The organism is Enterobacter cloacae complex sp. GYL001, assembly GCF_049237125.1.
Classification (GTDB): Bacteria; Pseudomonadota; Gammaproteobacteria; order Enterobacterales; family Enterobacteriaceae; genus Enterobacter; species Enterobacter hormaechei_C.
On sequence record NZ_JBMKGW010000004.1, the window covers coordinates 295,868 to 312,541 of the forward strand.

At 53.8% G+C, this 16,674-nt stretch carries 14 protein-coding genes; all 14 read left to right on the forward strand.

Going from position 1 to position 16,674, the window contains the following annotated elements:
* Positions 1 to 35 precede the first annotated feature (35 nt).
* Positions 36 to 761: a UMP kinase gene (pyrH, locus tag ACOTWU_RS11080; protein WP_002889306.1), complete on the forward strand. Its 726-nt coding sequence runs from the start codon at positions 36 to 38 to the stop codon at positions 759 to 761.
* A 167-nt stretch (positions 762 to 928) separates the two neighbouring features.
* Entirely contained in the window at positions 929 to 1,486 is a 558-nt protein-coding gene (gene frr, locus ACOTWU_RS11085) for a ribosome recycling factor (RefSeq protein ID WP_017383739.1), read from the forward strand.
* A 92-nt stretch (positions 1,487 to 1,578) separates the two neighbouring features.
* Positions 1,579 to 2,778 carry a 1-deoxy-D-xylulose-5-phosphate reductoisomerase gene (ispC, locus tag ACOTWU_RS11090; RefSeq protein WP_015572723.1) on the forward strand — a complete coding sequence of 400 codons (1,200 nt, stop codon included), beginning with the start codon at positions 1,579 to 1,581 and terminating at the stop codon, positions 2,776 to 2,778.
* 185 nt (positions 2,779 to 2,963) lie between these two features.
* Positions 2,964 to 3,722, forward strand: a complete 759-nt coding sequence (gene ispU / locus ACOTWU_RS11095; RefSeq protein ID WP_003856176.1) for a (2E,6E)-farnesyl-diphosphate-specific ditrans,polycis-undecaprenyl-diphosphate synthase — start codon at positions 2,964 to 2,966, stop codon at positions 3,720 to 3,722.
* A 12-nt stretch (positions 3,723 to 3,734) separates the two neighbouring features.
* On the forward strand, positions 3,735 to 4,592 hold the full coding sequence (gene cdsA / locus ACOTWU_RS11100) for a phosphatidate cytidylyltransferase (protein WP_003856175.1): 858 nt from the start codon (positions 3,735 to 3,737) through the stop codon (positions 4,590 to 4,592).
* A gap of 11 nt (positions 4,593 to 4,603) precedes the next feature.
* Entirely contained in the window at positions 4,604 to 5,956 is a 1,353-nt protein-coding gene (rseP, locus tag ACOTWU_RS11105; RefSeq protein WP_023303108.1) for a sigma E protease regulator RseP, read from the forward strand.
* Positions 5,957 to 5,987: 31 nt separating this feature from the next.
* A complete protein-coding gene (gene bamA, locus ACOTWU_RS11110; protein WP_003856172.1) occupies positions 5,988 to 8,405 on the forward strand; it encodes an outer membrane protein assembly factor BamA in 2,418 nt (805 codons plus the stop codon).
* Positions 8,406 to 8,528: 123 nt separating this feature from the next.
* Complete coding sequence (gene skp / locus ACOTWU_RS11115; protein WP_006810039.1) at positions 8,529 to 9,023, forward strand: molecular chaperone Skp; 495 nt, start codon at positions 8,529 to 8,531, stop codon at positions 9,021 to 9,023.
* 3 nt (positions 9,024 to 9,026) lie between these two features.
* Complete coding sequence (gene lpxD, locus ACOTWU_RS11120) at positions 9,027 to 10,052, forward strand: UDP-3-O-(3-hydroxymyristoyl)glucosamine N-acyltransferase (RefSeq protein WP_015572726.1); 1,026 nt, start codon at positions 9,027 to 9,029, stop codon at positions 10,050 to 10,052.
* Between the two features lie 104 nt (positions 10,053 to 10,156).
* Positions 10,157 to 10,612: a 3-hydroxyacyl-ACP dehydratase FabZ gene (gene fabZ / locus ACOTWU_RS11125; protein ID WP_003856165.1), complete on the forward strand. Its 456-nt coding sequence runs from the start codon at positions 10,157 to 10,159 to the stop codon at positions 10,610 to 10,612.
* 3 nt (positions 10,613 to 10,615) lie between these two features.
* A complete protein-coding gene (gene lpxA, locus ACOTWU_RS11130) occupies positions 10,616 to 11,404 on the forward strand; it encodes an acyl-ACP--UDP-N-acetylglucosamine O-acyltransferase (RefSeq protein WP_003856164.1) in 789 nt (262 codons plus the stop codon).
* Complete coding sequence (gene lpxB, locus ACOTWU_RS11135) at positions 11,404 to 12,552, forward strand: lipid-A-disaccharide synthase (protein WP_003856161.1); 1,149 nt, start codon at positions 11,404 to 11,406, stop codon at positions 12,550 to 12,552. The genes lpxA and lpxB overlap by 1 nt, the downstream gene beginning before the upstream one ends.
* On the forward strand, positions 12,549 to 13,145 hold the full coding sequence (rnhB, locus tag ACOTWU_RS11140) for a ribonuclease HII (protein WP_015572727.1): 597 nt from the start codon (positions 12,549 to 12,551) through the stop codon (positions 13,143 to 13,145). Before lpxB ends, rnhB begins: the two co-directional genes overlap by 4 nt.
* Before the next feature lie 38 nt (positions 13,146 to 13,183).
* Positions 13,184 to 16,666, forward strand: coding sequence for a DNA polymerase III subunit alpha (gene dnaE, locus ACOTWU_RS11145; protein WP_017383737.1), 3,483 nt, complete (start codon positions 13,184 to 13,186; stop codon positions 16,664 to 16,666).
* Positions 16,667 to 16,674 lie beyond the last annotated feature (8 nt).

The window sequence follows — 16,674 nt, forward strand, 5'->3', positions numbered from 1 at the left end:
CCCATCTTAATCGTTGACAGTCTCAGGAAAGAAACATGGCTACCAATGCAAAACCCGTGTACAAACGCATTCTGCTTAAGCTGAGTGGCGAAGCGCTGCAAGGATCGGAAGGCTTCGGTATTGACGCAAGCATCCTTGATCGCATGGCACAGGAAATCAAAGAACTGGTCGAACTGGGTATTCAGGTTGGCGTGGTCATTGGCGGTGGCAACCTTTTCCGTGGTGCTGGTCTGGCGAAAGCGGGGATGAACCGCGTAGTGGGCGACCACATGGGTATGCTGGCAACCGTGATGAATGGCCTGGCGATGCGTGATGCGCTTCATCGCGCCTATGTGAACGCTCGCCTGATGTCCGCTATTCCTTTGAATGGCGTATGCGATAACTACAGCTGGGCAGAGGCCATCAGCCTGCTGCGCAACAACCGCGTGGTGATCCTCTCCGCCGGTACGGGTAACCCGTTCTTTACCACCGATTCCGCAGCCTGCCTGCGCGGTATCGAAATCGAAGCCGATGTGGTGCTGAAAGCGACCAAAGTAGATGGCGTGTTTACTGCCGACCCGGCAAAAGATCCTTCAGCGACCATGTACGATCAGCTGACCTACAGCGAAGTGCTGGAAAAAGAGCTGAAAGTGATGGATCTTGCCGCCTTTACGCTGGCTCGTGACCACAAACTACCGATCCGTGTCTTCAACATGAACAAGCCTGGCGCGCTGCGTCGCGTTGTTATGGGCGAAAAAGAAGGCACTTTGATCACGGAATAATTTCCGTCGGCGATAAATACAGGTAAGATTCCGCTTTATTTCGACGTGGTATCTTACCCGGGCGCGCCTTTGGCGTTGTCATGAATTAAACGCGACTATACTTAGCACACCTGTAGCGCTGTGCTGGCGGATAGTCTGCCTGAGACAAGTTTTCAAGGATCCGTAACGTGATTAACGACATCAGAAAAGATGCTGAAGTACGCATGGAAAAATGCGTAGAAGCGTTCAAAAACCAAATCAGCAAAATCCGTACTGGCCGTGCTTCCCCAAGCCTGCTGGATGGCATCATCGTAGAATATTACGGTACGCCAACGCCTCTGCGTCAGCTGGCGAGCGTGACGGTAGAAGATACCCGTACCCTGAAAATCAACGTGTTCGACCGCTCAATGAGCCCGGCCGTTGAAAAAGCGATCATGGCATCTGACCTGGGTCTGAACCCAAGCTCAGCCGGCGCGGATATTCGCGTTCCACTGCCTCCGCTGACGGAAGAGCGTCGTAAAGACCTGATCAAAGTAGTTCGTGGTGAAGCTGAGCAGGGTCGTGTTTCCGTACGTAACGTGCGTCGCGATGCGAACGATAAAGTGAAAGCCCTGCTGAAAGAAAAAGAGATCAGCGAAGACGACGATCGTCGTTCTCAGGACGACATTCAGAAAATGACCGACGCGGCCATCAAGAAAATTGATGCGGCGCTGGCAGAAAAAGAAGCGGAACTGATGCAGTTCTGATTTTCGCTGTTCACTGATAAACGCCGTTCAGAAGGACATTGAGTCTTGCTGGCGGCGTTTTGCTTTTATCTGGTCTAACTTTTGGGCATCTCATGAAGCATCTCACTCTCCTCGGCTCGACCGGCTCTATCGGTTGCAGCACTCTCGACGTTGTACGTCATAATCCTGACAGCTACACCGTGGCCGCGCTTGTGGCCGGAAAAAACGTGCAGCGAATGGTCGAACAGTGCCTGGAGTTTACCCCCCGTTTTGCGGTGATGGATGACGAAGAGAGCGCCCGCCAGGTGAAAGCGCTGTTGCAGGAGAAGGGCTGCCGTACCGAGGTACTCAGCGGGCAACAGGCGGCGTGCGATATGGCCGCGCTTGATGAAGTTGATCAGGTCATGGCGGCAATCGTCGGGGCGGCGGGTCTTCTGCCGACGCTTGCCGCTATTGATGCGGGGAAAGATGTCCTGCTTGCGAACAAAGAGTCGCTCGTCACCTGCGGACGCCTCTTTATGGAGGCGGTAAAACAGCGTGGGGCGCGTCTTTTGCCGGTCGATAGCGAACACAACGCGATTTTTCAGAGTTTGCCTCAACCTTTTCAACAAAACCTGGGGTACGCTGACCTGGAGCAGAATGGCGTTGTGTCGATTCTGCTTACCGGGTCTGGTGGCCCGTTCCGTGAAACGCCACTGTCTGAATTGAGCGCAATGACGCCGGATCAGGCGTGTCGTCATCCGAACTGGTCAATGGGGCGTAAGATCTCCGTCGATTCGGCCACCATGATGAACAAAGGTCTGGAATACATTGAAGCTCGCTGGCTGTTCAATGCGTCGGCGAAACAGATGGAAGTGCTGATCCACCCGCAGTCGGTGATTCACTCGATGGTGCGCTATCAGGACGGCAGCGTGCTGGCCCAGCTGGGCGAACCGGATATGCGTACGCCTATTGCTCATACGATGGCGTGGCCAAACCGCGTAAAATCGGGCGTTAAGCCTCTCGATTTTTGTAAGCTGAGTTCACTGACGTTTAGCGAGCCTGATTACGACCGTTATCCCTGTCTGAAACTGGCGATGACGGCCTTCGATCAGGGGCAGGCGGCGACAACGGCGCTTAATGCAGCCAATGAAGTGACCGTTGAAGCATTCCTGAATCAGCAGATCCGCTTTACTGACATCGCCGCGTTGAATTTATCCGTGCTGGAGATAATGGATTTGCGTGAGCCGCAGAGCGTGGAAGAGGTGCTGGCTGTGGATGAACAGGCACGCATTGTTGCGCGTAAACAGGTGACACGTCTCGCAAGCTGGTGATAAAGCAAGCACTAGTCGTCGTGCTATTTGTTAGCGTTGGGCTTCAGTGATATAGTCTGCGCCACCTGATCGCAGGTATTTGGCTTTAAGTGGTCAGGTAAGCCGTGGTTTGACACGGCTTTTTTATGTATAGGCTTCAGTATTCCTGTGTACCGTTAAATCCTTTCAGGGACTAAAAACGCGTTATGTTGTCTGCGAATCAACCAATAAGCGAAAACTTGCCAGCACATGGCTGTCGCCATGTTGCAATCATCATGGATGGCAATGGCCGCTGGGCGAAAAGACAAGGGAAGATACGAGCCTTTGGGCATAAAGCTGGGGCGAAATCTGTTCGCCGCGCCGTCTCTTTTGCCGCCAATAACGGCATTGATGCGTTAACGCTCTATGCTTTTAGCAGTGAGAACTGGAATCGACCTGCGCAGGAAGTGACTGCGTTGATGGAACTGTTCGTGTGGGCGCTCGATAGTGAAGTAAAAAGCCTGCACCGCCACAACGTCCGCTTGCGTATTATTGGCGAAACCAGTCGTTTTAACTCACGTTTGCAGGAACGGATTCGCAAAGCAGAAGCGCTGACGGAAAATAATACCGGCCTGACGCTCAATATCGCGGCGAATTACGGCGGACGCTGGGATATTATCCAGGGGGTTCGGCATTTGGCTGAGCAGGTTCAGGAAGGGCTGTTAAGACCCGACCAGATTGATGAAGAGGCGCTGAGTCAGCAAATCTGCATGAATGAACTGGCACCCGTGGATTTGGTTATAAGGACAGGGGGGGAACATCGCATAAGTAACTTTTTGCTGTGGCAAATTGCCTACGCCGAACTTTACTTTACGGATGTTCTTTGGCCAGATTTTGATGAACAAGACTTTGAAGGTGCGCTGCATGCCTTTGCCAATCGAGAGCGTCGTTTCGGCGGCACCGAGCCTGGTGGCGATAACGCCTGATGGGGGTAGCTTTTGCTGAAGTATCGCCTGATTTCCGCTTTTGTATTAATACCCGTCGTCATCGCAGCGCTGTTTTTACTGCCTCCGGTGGGATTCGCTATTGTTACGCTGGTGGTGTGTATGCTCGCCGCGTGGGAATGGGGGCAGCTTAGCGGCTTTACCTCGCGCACTCAGCGGGTATGGCTGGCGGTACTCTGTGGTTTTTTACTGGCCCTGATGCTGTATACCTTGCCTGAATATCATCATGATGTTCACCAGCCGCTGGTTGCCGGATCCTTATGGATATCGCTGGCCTGGTGGATTGCTGCGCTTGTTTTAGTGCTTTTCTATCCGGGCTCTGCGGCGATCTGGCGTAACTCTAAAGTGTTGCGCCTTATTTTTGGTCTGCTCACGATTGTTCCGTTTTTCTGGGGGATGGTTGCGTTGCGCGCCTGGCACTATGACGAAAACCACTACAGCGGCGCGATATGGCTGCTTTATGTGATGATTCTCGTCTGGGGGGCTGACTCCGGGGCCTATATGTTTGGTAAACTGTTCGGCAAACATAAACTGGCGCCAAAGGTTTCTCCGGGCAAAACCTGGCAAGGCTTCATCGGCGGCCTGTTTACGGCAGCGATTATCTCCTGGGGCTATGGCGTCTGGGCGAATCTTGAGGTTGCCCCCTCGACGCTGCTGGTATGTTCGATTTTCGCGGCGCTGGCATCGGTGCTGGGTGATTTAACCGAGAGTATGTTTAAGCGTGAAGCAGGGATTAAGGACAGTGGTCACCTGATTCCAGGACATGGCGGAATACTGGATCGCATTGACAGCCTTACCGCGGCTGTTCCCGTATTTGCTTGCCTGCTTTTACTGGTGTTTGGGACGATATAACGGAAGGTTTTATGCTGAGCATTCTCTGGAATCTGGCGGCGTTCATTGTTGCACTGGGTGTACTGATTACCGTGCATGAATTTGGCCATTTCTGGGTTGCCCGGCGCTGTGGTGTGCGGGTGGAGCGATTCTCGATTGGCTTTGGCAAATCGCTCTGGAAGCGCACCGATAAGCATGGCACCGAGTTTGTCATTGCTCTGATTCCCCTGGGCGGCTATGTCAAAATGCTCGACGAACGCGTTGAGCCTGTCGCCCCGGAACTTCGCCATAGCGCGTTTAACAATAAAACTGTTGGACAACGTGCTGCCATCATCGCTGCCGGCCCGGTAGCCAATTTCATCTTCGCTATCTTCGCTTACTGGCTGGTGTTTATCATCGGCGTGCCTGGCGTGCGCCCGGTCGTGGGCGAAATCACTACGGGTTCTATTGCGGCAACGGCGCAAATTACACCGGGAATGGAACTTAAAGCGATTGATGGTATCGAAACCCCTGATTGGGATGCCGTGAGGTTACAACTGGTTGCCAAAATTGGTGATGAGCAGACAACCGTCAGCGTATCGCCATTTGGTTCCGACCAGCGGCAGGAAAAAGTGCTGGATTTACGCCACTGGCGCTTTGAGCCAGACAAAGAGGACCCTGTCGCCGCACTCGGGATTCGACCGCGCGGCGCGCAGATCGAGCCGGTATTAGCCGAAGTACAGGCCAAATCGGCAGCGAGTAAAGCAGGTTTACAAGCGGGTGACAGGATCGTTAAAGTCGATGGTCAGCCATTAACACAATGGATGACCTTTGTTACTCTGGTGCGCGATAATCCAGGCAAGCCGCTCGCGCTGGAAGTGGAAAGGCAGGGGAGTTCGCTCTCACTGACTCTCACCCCGGATACCAAATCGGGCGGCGGTAAGGCGGAAGGGTTTGCAGGCGTTGTGCCGAAAGTGATCCCACTGCCAGATGAGTACAAGACAATACGCCAGTATGGGCCGTTTAGCGCCATCGTTGAGGCCACGGATAAAACATGGCAGCTGATGAAGCTTACGGTCAACATGTTGGGGAAATTGATAACCGGTGATGTGAAACTGAACAACCTCAGTGGGCCAATTTCGATTGCTCAGGGGGCTGGGATGTCAGCGGAGTTCGGGGTGATTTACTATCTCATGTTCCTTGCGCTGATTAGCGTGAACCTGGGGATAATCAACCTGTTCCCGCTTCCCGTATTAGATGGGGGCCATCTGCTGTTTTTAGCGATTGAAAAGCTAAAAGGCGGACCGGTATCCGAGCGAGTTCAAGACTTTAGTTATCGCATTGGCTCGATTTTGCTGGTGCTGTTAATGGGGCTTGCACTTTTCAATGATTTCTCTCGGTTGTAAGAGAGTTAGTTAGGAAGAACGCATAATAACGATGGCGATGAAAAAGTTGCTCATAGCGTCGCTGCTGTTTAGCAGCGCGACCGTATACGGTGCTGACGGGTTCGTAGTGAAAGATATTCATTTCGAAGGCCTTCAGCGTGTCGCCGTTGGTGCGGCCCTCCTCAGTATGCCTGTGCGCCCCGGCGATACGGTTAATGATGAAGATATCAGTAACACCATCCGTGCTCTGTTTGCCACTGGCAACTTTGAGGATGTCCGCGTCCTGCGCGATGGTGATACGCTGGTGGTTCAGGTAAAAGAACGTCCAACGATTGCCAGCATCACTTTCTCCGGTAACAAATCGGTGAAAGACGACATGCTCAAGCAGAACCTTGAGGCATCGGGTGTTCGTGTGGGGGAATCTCTGGACCGCACAACCCTTGCAGACATTGAAAAAGGTCTGGAAGATTTCTACTACAGCGTCGGTAAATACAGCGCGAGCGTTAAAGCGGTTGTTACACCGCTGCCACGTAACCGTGTTGACCTGAAACTGGTCTTCCAGGAAGGTGTTTCTGCGAAGATCCAGCAGATCAACATCGTGGGTAACCACGCGTTCAGCACCGACGAACTGATCTCCAACTTCCAGCTGCGTGACGAAGTGCCGTGGTGGAACGTGGTAGGCGATCGTAAATACCAGAAACAGAAACTGGCGGGTGACCTTGAAACCCTGCGCAGCTACTATCTGGATCGCGGTTACGCCCGTTTCAACATCGATTCAACTCAGGTGAGTCTGACTCCGGACAAGAAAGGTATCTACATTACCGTTAACATCACAGAAGGCGATAAGTACACGCTTTCGGGTGTTGAAGTCAGCGGCAACCTGGCAGGACATTCAGCTGAAATTGAATCTCTGACCAAAATTCAGCCGGGCGATCTGTACAGCGGATCTAAAGTCACCAAAATGGAAGACAGCATTAAGAAGCTGCTCGGCCGTTATGGTTATGCGTATCCGCGTGTGCAAACGCAGCCGGAAATTAACGACACGGATAAAACCGTTAAGCTGCACGTTAACGTTGATGCGGGCAACCGCTTCTACGTGCGTAAGATCCGCTTCGAAGGTAACGATACCTCTAAAGACTCCGTTCTGCGCCGTGAAATGCGCCAGATGGAAGGGGCATGGCTGGGAAGCGATCTGGTAGATCAGGGTAAAGAGCGTCTGAACCGTCTGGGCTACTTCGAAACGGTCGATACCGATACTCAGCGTGTACCAGGTCGTCCGGATCAGGTTGATGTTGTTTATAAAGTTAAAGAACGTAATACCGGTAGCTTCAACTTCGGTATTGGTTACGGTACTGAAAGTGGCGTGAGCTTCCAGGTCGGTGTTCAGCAGGATAACTGGCTGGGTACGGGCTACTCTGTCGGTATCAACGGGACGAAAAACGACTACCAGACCTACTCTGAGTTCTCCGTTACCAACCCATACTTCACCGTTGACGGTGTAAGCCTGGGCGGTCGTATCTTCTATAACGACTTTAAAGCGGACGACGCGGACCTCTCCTCGTATACCAACAAGAGTTACGGTCTGGATGGTACGCTCGGCTTCCCGGTTAACGAATACAACACCTTGCGCGCAGGTTTAGGGTACGTGCATAACGACCTGTCCAACATGCAACCGCAGGTGGCGATGTGGCGTTACCTGGACTCCATCGGTCAGTCGGCGAGTACGTCCAGCGATGATAACGGTTTCGCCGCGGATGACTTCACCTTCAACTACGGTTGGACCTACAACCGTCTTGACCGTGGCTACTTCCCGACGGAAGGTTCACGCGTCAACCTGAACGGTAAAGTGACTATCCCGGGCTCGGATAACGAGTTCTACAAGGTCACGCTGGATACGGCGTCCTACTTCCCAATTGATGAAGATCACAAGTGGGTTGTTCTGGGTCGTACCCGTTGGGGTTATGGTGACGGTATTGGAAGCAAAGAACTGCCGTTCTATGAAAACTTCTACGCCGGTGGTTCAAGCACCGTGCGTGGCTTCCAGTCCAATAACATTGGTCCGAAAGCGGTTTATTACGGCGGTAATGACGAAGATAACTGCGCAAGCCGTGATCCTAAGCAAGTATGTAGCTCTGATGACGCAGTAGGTGGTAACGCTATGGCCGTGGCGAGCCTCGAGTTCATCACGCCTACGCCGTTTATCAGTGATAAGTATGCGAACTCCGTGCGTACCTCCTTCTTTATGGATGCAGGTACGGTGTGGGACACCAACTGGGAGAACACCGCCCAGATGCGTGCGGCGGGGGTTCCGGACTACAGCGATCCGAGCAACATTCGCATGTCCGCAGGTATCGCATTACAATGGATGTCACCGCTGGGGCCGTTGGTCTTCTCTTACGCCCAGCCGTTTAAGAAATACGATGGAGACAAAGCGGAGCAGTTCCAGTTTAACATTGGTAAAACCTGGTAATAATCCGCTGCAATGGAATGCGTTGGCAGTGTAGCGCTGACAACCGGCGATCGGTAACACGGTCGCCTTGCCACGCAAAGAACGGTACCCCTCGGGTGCCAATGGGATGGTAAGGAGTTAATTGTGAAAAAGTGGTTATTAGCTGCAGGTCTCGGTTTAGCGATGGCAACTTCTGCTCAGGCAGCGGATAAAATTGCAATCGTCAACATGGGTAATTTGTTCCAGCAGGTTGCACAGAAAACCGGTGTTTCTGCAACGCTGGAAAACGAATTCAAAGGCCGTGCGAGCGAACTGCAACGTATGGAAGGTGATCTTCAGTCCAAGATGCAGCGTCTTCAGCGTGATGGTTCCACCATGAAAGCGAGCGAGCGCAGCAAACTGGAAAAAGACGTCATGTCTCAGCGCCAGACCTTCTCTCAGAAAGCACAGGCTTTCGAGCAGGATCGTCAGCGTCGTTCTAACGAAGAGCGTGGCAAACTGGTGACGCGTATTCAGTCTGCCGTTAAAGCAGTAGCAGCCGATCAGAGCATCGATCTGGTTGTTGATGCGAACGCCGTTGCATTCAACAGCAGCGATGTTAAAGACATCACCGCTGATGTTCTGAAACAGGTTAAATAAGTAATGCCTTCAATTCGACTGGCTGATTTAGCTCAGCAGTTGGATGCAGAATTACACGGTGATGGCGATATCGTCATCACCGCTGTTGCGTCCATGCAATCTGCTAAAGCAGGCACTATTACCTTCATGGTAAGCCCTAAGTACCGTGAACACCTGGCCCAGTGCCAGGCGTCTGCCGTTGTGCTGACGCAGGACGATCTTCCGTTTGCCACTAGCGCTGCACTGGTAGTGAAAAATCCCTACCTGACCTATGCGCGCATGGCCCAAATTCTTGATACCACGCCGCAGCCGGCACAGAACATTGCAGCCAGTGCTGCGATTGATCCGACGGCTCAGCTGGGTAACAACGTATCAGTCGGCGCAAACGCCGTTATCGAATCCGGCGTTGTTTTGGGTGATAACGTGGTGATTGGCCCTGGCTGCTTTGTTGGAAAAAATACGAAAATTGGCGCAGGGTCTCGTCTGTGGGCCAATGTCTCTGTCTACCATGAGGTTGAGATTGGCGAGAATTGTCTCGTTCAGTCCAGCACGGTGATTGGTTCTGACGGATTTGGTTACGCCAACGATCGGGGTAACTGGGTTAAGATCCCTCAGCTGGGTCGCGTGATTATCGGCGATCGTGTGGAGATCGGCGCTTGTACAACTATCGACCGCGGTGCGCTTGACGACACCATTATTGGTAACGGTGTTATCATAGACAACCAGTGCCAGATTGCACATAACGTTGTGATTGGCGACAATACCGCAGTTGCGGGTGGTGTTATCATGGCAGGCAGCCTGAAAATTGGCCGTTACTGCATGATTGGCGGTGCCAGCGTGATCAATGGCCATATGGAAATATGCGACAAAGTCACGGTGACGGGGATGGGTATGGTGATGCGTCCAATCACTGAGCCTGGCGTTTATTCCTCAGGTATTCCGCTGCAACCGAACAAGGTCTGGCGTAAAACAGCTGCACTGGTGATGAATATTGATGATATGAGCAAGCGACTCAAAGCGATTGAGCGCAAAATCGATCAACAAGACTAAGCGTTCATCCGTTTAACGCTAAATTTCCCGGCCTGTCGGCTTTGTTTATAAACCGGCAGGCCGTGTTATTATTGCTACTTAGTACATTTGACAGGAAGAGTATTTTGACTACTGACACTCATACTCTGCATATTGAAGAGATTTTAGAACTTCTGCCGCACCGCTATCCGTTTTTACTGGTAGACCGTGTGCTGGATTTTGAAGAAGGTCGTTTTCTGCGCGCAGTGAAAAATGTCTCCGTTAACGAGCCGTTCTTCCAGGGGCACTTCCCTGGTAAGCCTATCTTCCCGGGTGTATTGATCCTGGAAGCGATGGCACAGGCTACCGGTATTCTGGCGTTTAAAAGCGTAGGTAAACTGGAACCGGGTGAACTCTATTACTTCGCGGGTATCGATGAAGCGCGCTTCAAGCGTCCGGTCGTGCCTGGTGATCAAATGATCATGGAAGTCACTTTTGAAAAAACGCGTCGCGGCCTGACTCGCTTCAAAGGCGTAGCTATGGTTGACGGCAAAGTTGTTTGCGAAGCGACAATGATGTGTGCGCGTAGCCGGGAGGCCTGATACGTGATTGATAAATCCGCCTTTATTCATCCTACCGCCATTGTGGAAACGGGTGCCATCATTGGTGCCAACGTCCACATTGGCCCGTTTTGTATTGTTGGACCCCATGTCGAAATTGGTGAGGGTACAGTACTGAAATCTCACGTTGTCGTGAATGGTCATACCACCATTGGCTGCAACAATGAGATCTATCAGTTCGCCTCCATCGGCGAAGTTAACCAGGATCTCAAGTATGCTGGCGAACCGACCCGCGTGGAAATCGGCGATCGTAACCGCATTCGCGAAAGCGTCACCATTCATCGTGGTACAACGCAAGGCGGTGGATTGACGAAGGTGGGCAGCGACAACCTGTTTATGGTTAATGCGCATATTGCGCACGACTGTACCGTGGGTAGCCGCTGTATTCTCGCCAACAACGCAACGCTGGCGGGACACGTATCGGTTGATGATTTCGCCATTATTGGCGGCATGACCGCAGTCCATCAGTTCTGCATCATTGGTGCACACGTGATGGTCGGCGGATGCTCCGGTGTGGCGCAGGACGTCCCACCGTTTGTGATTGCGCAGGGCAACCATGCCACGCCGTTTGGCGTGAACATCGAAGGTCTCAAGCGTCGTGGTTTTAGTCGCGAAGCGATTACTGCCATCCGCAACGCGTACAAACTGCTGTACCGTAGCGGTAAAACGCTGGAAGAGGCTAAGCCGGAAATTGCCGAGCTGGCGAATAAGCACCCTGAAGTGAAAACGTTCATGGAATTCTTTGAACGTTCAACCCGTGGTCTGATTCGTTAATGGTCGACAGTCGTCCGCTTACCATCGCCCTGGTCGCCGGAGAAACCTCCGGCGATATTCTTGGTGCAGGTCTTATCCGCGCGCTTAAAGCCCGTGTACCCAATGCCCGCTTTGTGGGCGTGGCTGGGCCGCTGATGCAGGCCGAAGGCTGTGAAGCCTGGTATGAAATGGAAGAGCTGGCTGTGATGGGCATCGTCGAGGTGTTGGGGCGCTTGCGTCGCCTGCTGCATATTCGCGCCGACCTTACCCGCCGCTTTACCGACCTTAAGCCCGATGTATTTGTCGGCATTGATGCGCCTGATTTCAATATTACCCTTGAAGGGAACCTGAAAAAGCAGGGGATCAAAACTATCCATTACGTCAGTCCGTCCGTGTGGGCGTGGCGACAGAAACGCGTTTTCAAAATCGGACGATCCACTAATCTGGTACTGGCTTTTCTGCCTTTCGAAAAAGCGTTTTACGACAGATTTAATGTCCCGTGCCGTTTTATCGGTCATACCATGGCGGATGCCATGCCGCTGGATCCGGATAAAAACGCGGCGCGTGACGAACTGGGCATCCCGCATGATGTGCACTGTCTGGCGCTGCTGCCAGGGAGCCGGGGTGCGGAAGTTGAAATGCTCAGTGCCGATTTCCTGAAAACGGCGCAAATTCTTCGCAAGACTTACCCCGATCTTGAAGTGGTCGTGCCGCTGGTGAATGCCAAACGCCGCGAGCAGTTTGAGCGAATCAAAGCCGACGTCGCCCCGGATCTTCACGTCCGCCTGCTGGACGGAAAAGGGCGGCAAGCCATGTTTGCGAGCGATGCCGCACTGCTGGCTTCCGGCACGGCTGCGCTGGAGTGCATGCTGGCAAAATGCCCAATGGTGGTCGGTTATCGCATGAAGCCGTTTACCTTCTGGCTGGCAAAACGTCTGGTAAAAACAGATTACGTATCCCTGCCAAACCTGCTTGCGGGTCGCGAGCTGGTGAAAGAGCTCTTGCAGGATGAATGCCAGCCGCAGGCACTGGCTGATGCATTACTGCCGCTGCTGGCCAACGGTAAAACCAGCCACCAGATGCATGATACCTTCCGTGAACTGCATCAACTGATCCGCTGTAATGCTGATGAGCAGGCGGCCGATGCGGTGCTGGAGTTAGCACAATGATGGAATTTATTTATCCCCATACCCACCTCGTTGCCGGTGTGGATGAAGTCGGTCGTGGCCCGTTAGTGGGTGCCGTTGTGACCGCGGCGGTGATCCTCGATCCAGCCCGCCCGATCGTTGGCCTGAACGACTCGAAAAAACTGAGTGAAAAGCGTCGCCTGGCGCTGTTCGATGAAATTAAAGAAAAGGCACTGGCCTGGAGTCTCGGGCGCGCAGAGCCGGATGAGATCGACGATCTGAACATTCTGCACGCCACCATGCTGGCGATGCAGCGTGCCGTTGCTGGCCTGAAGATTGTGCCTGAGTATGTGCTGATCGACGGTAACCGTTGCCCGGCGCTGCCGATGCCTTCCATGGCTGTTGTTAAAGGCGATAGCCGCGTCGCAGAAATCAGTGCGGCGTCAATCATTGCCAAAGTGACGCGCGATGCCGAAATGGCCGCGCTGGACCTCACTTATCCCGCGTATGGTTTCGCCCAGCACAAGGGATATCCAACGGCTTTCCATCTGGAAAAGCTGGCTGAACATGGCGCAACTGAACATCATCGGCGCAGCTTTGGCCCGGTGAAACGCGCGCTGGGACTGGTGTCCTGAATCAAGACGCAAGCAATTAAGTAACGCGGGATCTGAAGATGGCTGAACCACGTTTCGTACACCTGCGGGTGCATAGCGACTACTCCATGATCGATGGGCTGGCAAAGACCGGGCCGCTGGTAAAAAAGGCGGCCTCGCTTGGCATGCCTGCGCTGGCGATCACCGATTTTACCAACCTGTGTGGCCTGGTGAAGTTCTACGGAACGGCGCATGGCGCAGGATTAAAGCCCATCGTCGGCGCGGATTTTCATGTGCAGAGCGAGCTGCTCGGCGATGAGATGACGCAGATTTCCGTGTTAGCTATGAATAACACGGGCTATCAGAACCTCACTCTGCTGATCTCAAAAGCCTACCAACGCGGTTACGGCGCACTGGGTCCATGGATTGACCGCGACTGGCTGGCGGAGCTGAACGAAGGTCTGCTGCTGATCTCCGGTGGCCGTATGGGGGATGTCGGCAAATGTCTGCTGCGCGGTAACAACGCGCTGGTGGATCAGTGCGTCTCGTTCTACGAAGAGTATTTCCCGGATCGTTATTACCTGGAGCTGATCCGTACCGGGCGTGCGGATGAAGAGAGCTACCTGCATGCGGCCGTCGCCCTGGCGGAAGCGCGTGGCCTGCCTGTGGTGGCCACCAACGATGTGCGCTTCCTTGAGGCGGGTGATTTTGACGCGCATGAAATTCGCGTCGCTATCCACGACGGTTTCACCCTCGACGATCCAAAACGCCCGCGCAACTACTCATCGCAGCAGTACATGCGCAGCGAAGAGGAGATGTGTGAGCTCTTCTCGGACATCCCGGAAGCGCTGGAAAACAGCGTAGAGATTGCCAAGCGCTGTAACGTCACCGTGCGTCTCGGCGAATACTTCCTGCCGCAGTTCCCGACGGGAGACATGACCACCGAAGATTTCCTGGTCATGAAATCGAAAGAGGGTCTGGAAGAGCGTCTGGAATTCCTCTTCCCGGATGAAGCGGTCCGTAAAGAGAAACGTCCTGAATATGACGAGCGCCTGGATATTGAACTCCAGGTGATCAACCAGATGGGGTTCCCAGGCTACTTCCTGATCGTGATGGAGTTCATCCAGTGGTCGAAGGATAACGGCGTGCCGGTAGGTCCGGGCCGTGGTTCTGGTGCCGGCTCGCTGGTGGCGTATGCCCTGAAAATTACCGATCTCGATCCGCTGGAATTTGACCTGCTGTTCGAACGTTTCCTCAACCCGGAACGTGTCTCCATGCCCGACTTTGACGTCGACTTCTGCATGGAAAAACGCGACCAGGTGATTGAGCACGTGGCCGATATGTATGGTCGTGATGCGGTTTCGCAGATCATCACCTTCGGTACGATGGCCGCGAAAGCGGTTATCCGCGATGTGGGCCGCGTTCTGGGCCACCCGTACGGTTTTGTCGATCGTATCTCTAAGCTGGTGCCGCCCGATCCGGGCATGACCCTGGCGAAAGCCTTTGAAGCTGAACCTCAGCTGCCGGAAATCTACGAAGCCGACGAAGAGGTGAAAGCGCTGATCGACATGGCGCGCAAGCTGGAAGGCGTCACGCGTAACGCCGGTAAGCATGCGGGGGGCGTGGTTATCGCCCCGACCAAAATCACCGACTTTGCGCCGCTGTACTGCGACGAAGCGGGCCAGCATCCGGTCACCCAGTTCGACAAGAACGACGTGGAATACGCCGGGCTGGTGAAGTTTGACTTCCTCGGCCTGCGTACGCTGACCATCATCAACTGGGCGCTGGAGATGATCAACGCCCGTCGCGAGAAGAACGGCGAACCGCCGCTGGATATCGCGGCTATCCCGCTTGATGACAAGAAAAGTTTCGACATGCTGCAACGCTCGGAGACGACAGCCGTCTTCCAGCTTGAATCCCGCGGCATGAAAGATTTGATTAAACGTCTGCAACCAGACTGCTTCGAAGATATGATCGCGCTGGTGGCCCTGTTCCGTCCGGGGCCGTTGCAGTCGGGGATGGTAGATAACTTTATCGACCGTAAACACGGGCGCGAAGAGATTTCCTACCCGGACGTGCAGTGGCAGCATGAAAGTCTGAAACCGGTACTGGAGCCAACCTATGGCATCATCCTGTATCAGGAACAGGTCATGCAGATCGCCCAGGTACTTTCTGGTTATACCCTTGGCGGCGCAGACATGCTGCGTCGTGCGATGGGTAAGAAAAAGCCGGAAGAGATGGCCAAGCAACGTTCCATCTTTGAGGATGGGGCGAAGAAAAACGGCGTCGATGGCGAACTGGCGATGAAAATCTTCGACCTGGTGGAGAAATTCGCCGGGTACGGATTTAACAAATCCCACTCCGCCGCCTATGCTTTGGTTTCGTATCAAACGCTGTGGCTGAAGGCTCACTATCCCGCTGAGTTTATGGCGGCGGTAATGACCGCCGATATGGACAACACCGAGAAGGTGGTTGGCCTGGTGGACGAGTGCTGGCGCATGGGGCTGAAGATCCTGCCGCCGGATATTAACTCTGGCCTGTACCATTTCCACGTTAACGATGACGGGGAAATCGTCTATGGAATCGGCGCGATCAAGGGCGTAGGTGAGGGGCCGATCGAGGCGATCATCGAAGCGCGTAACAACGGCGGCTATTTCCGCGAGCTGTTCGATCTGTGCGCCCGCACCGATACCAAAAAACTTAACCGCCGGGTGCTGGAAAAACTGATCATGTCCGGCGCGTTTGATCGGCTGGGGCCACACCGCGCCGCGCTGATGAACTCGCTCGGCGATGCGCTGAAAGCAGCCGATCAGCACGCGAAAGCGGAAGCCATTGGCCAGGCAGATATGTTCGGCGTGCTGGCGGAAGAGCCAGAGCAGATTGAGCAGTCTTATTCCAACTGCCAGCCCTGGCCAGAACAGGTGGTGCTGGATGGGGAGCGTGAGACGTTAGGCCTGTACCTGACGGGGCACCCGATCAACCAGTATCTGAAAGAAATTGAGCGCTATGTCGGCGGCCACAGGCTTAAAGACATGCATCCGACAGAACGTGGTAAAATCACCACGGCTGCGGGGCTCGTGATTGCTGCAAGGGTAATGGTCACCAAGCGCGGCAATCGTATCGGCATCTGTACCCTGGATGACCGTTCCGGGCGTCTGGAGGTGATGTTGTTCACCGACGCGCTGGATAAATACCAGCAATTGCTGGAAAAAGACCGCATACTTATCGTCAGCGGACAGGTCAGCTTTGATGACTTCAGCGGGGGGCTTAAAATGACCGCCCGCGAAGTGATGGACATTGACGAAGCCCGGGAAAAATATGCTCGCGGGCTTGCTATCTCGCTGACGGACAGGCAAATTGATGACCAGCTTTTAAACCGACTCCGTCAGTCTCTGGAACCCCACCGCTCGGGGACCATTCCAGTACATCTCTACTATCAGAGGGCGGATGCACGTGCGCGGTTGCGCTTTGGTGCAACGTGGCGTGTCTCTCCGAGCGATCGTTTACTGAACGATCTCCGTGGCCTCATTGGTTCGGAGCAGGTGGAACTGGAGTTTGACTAATACAGGAA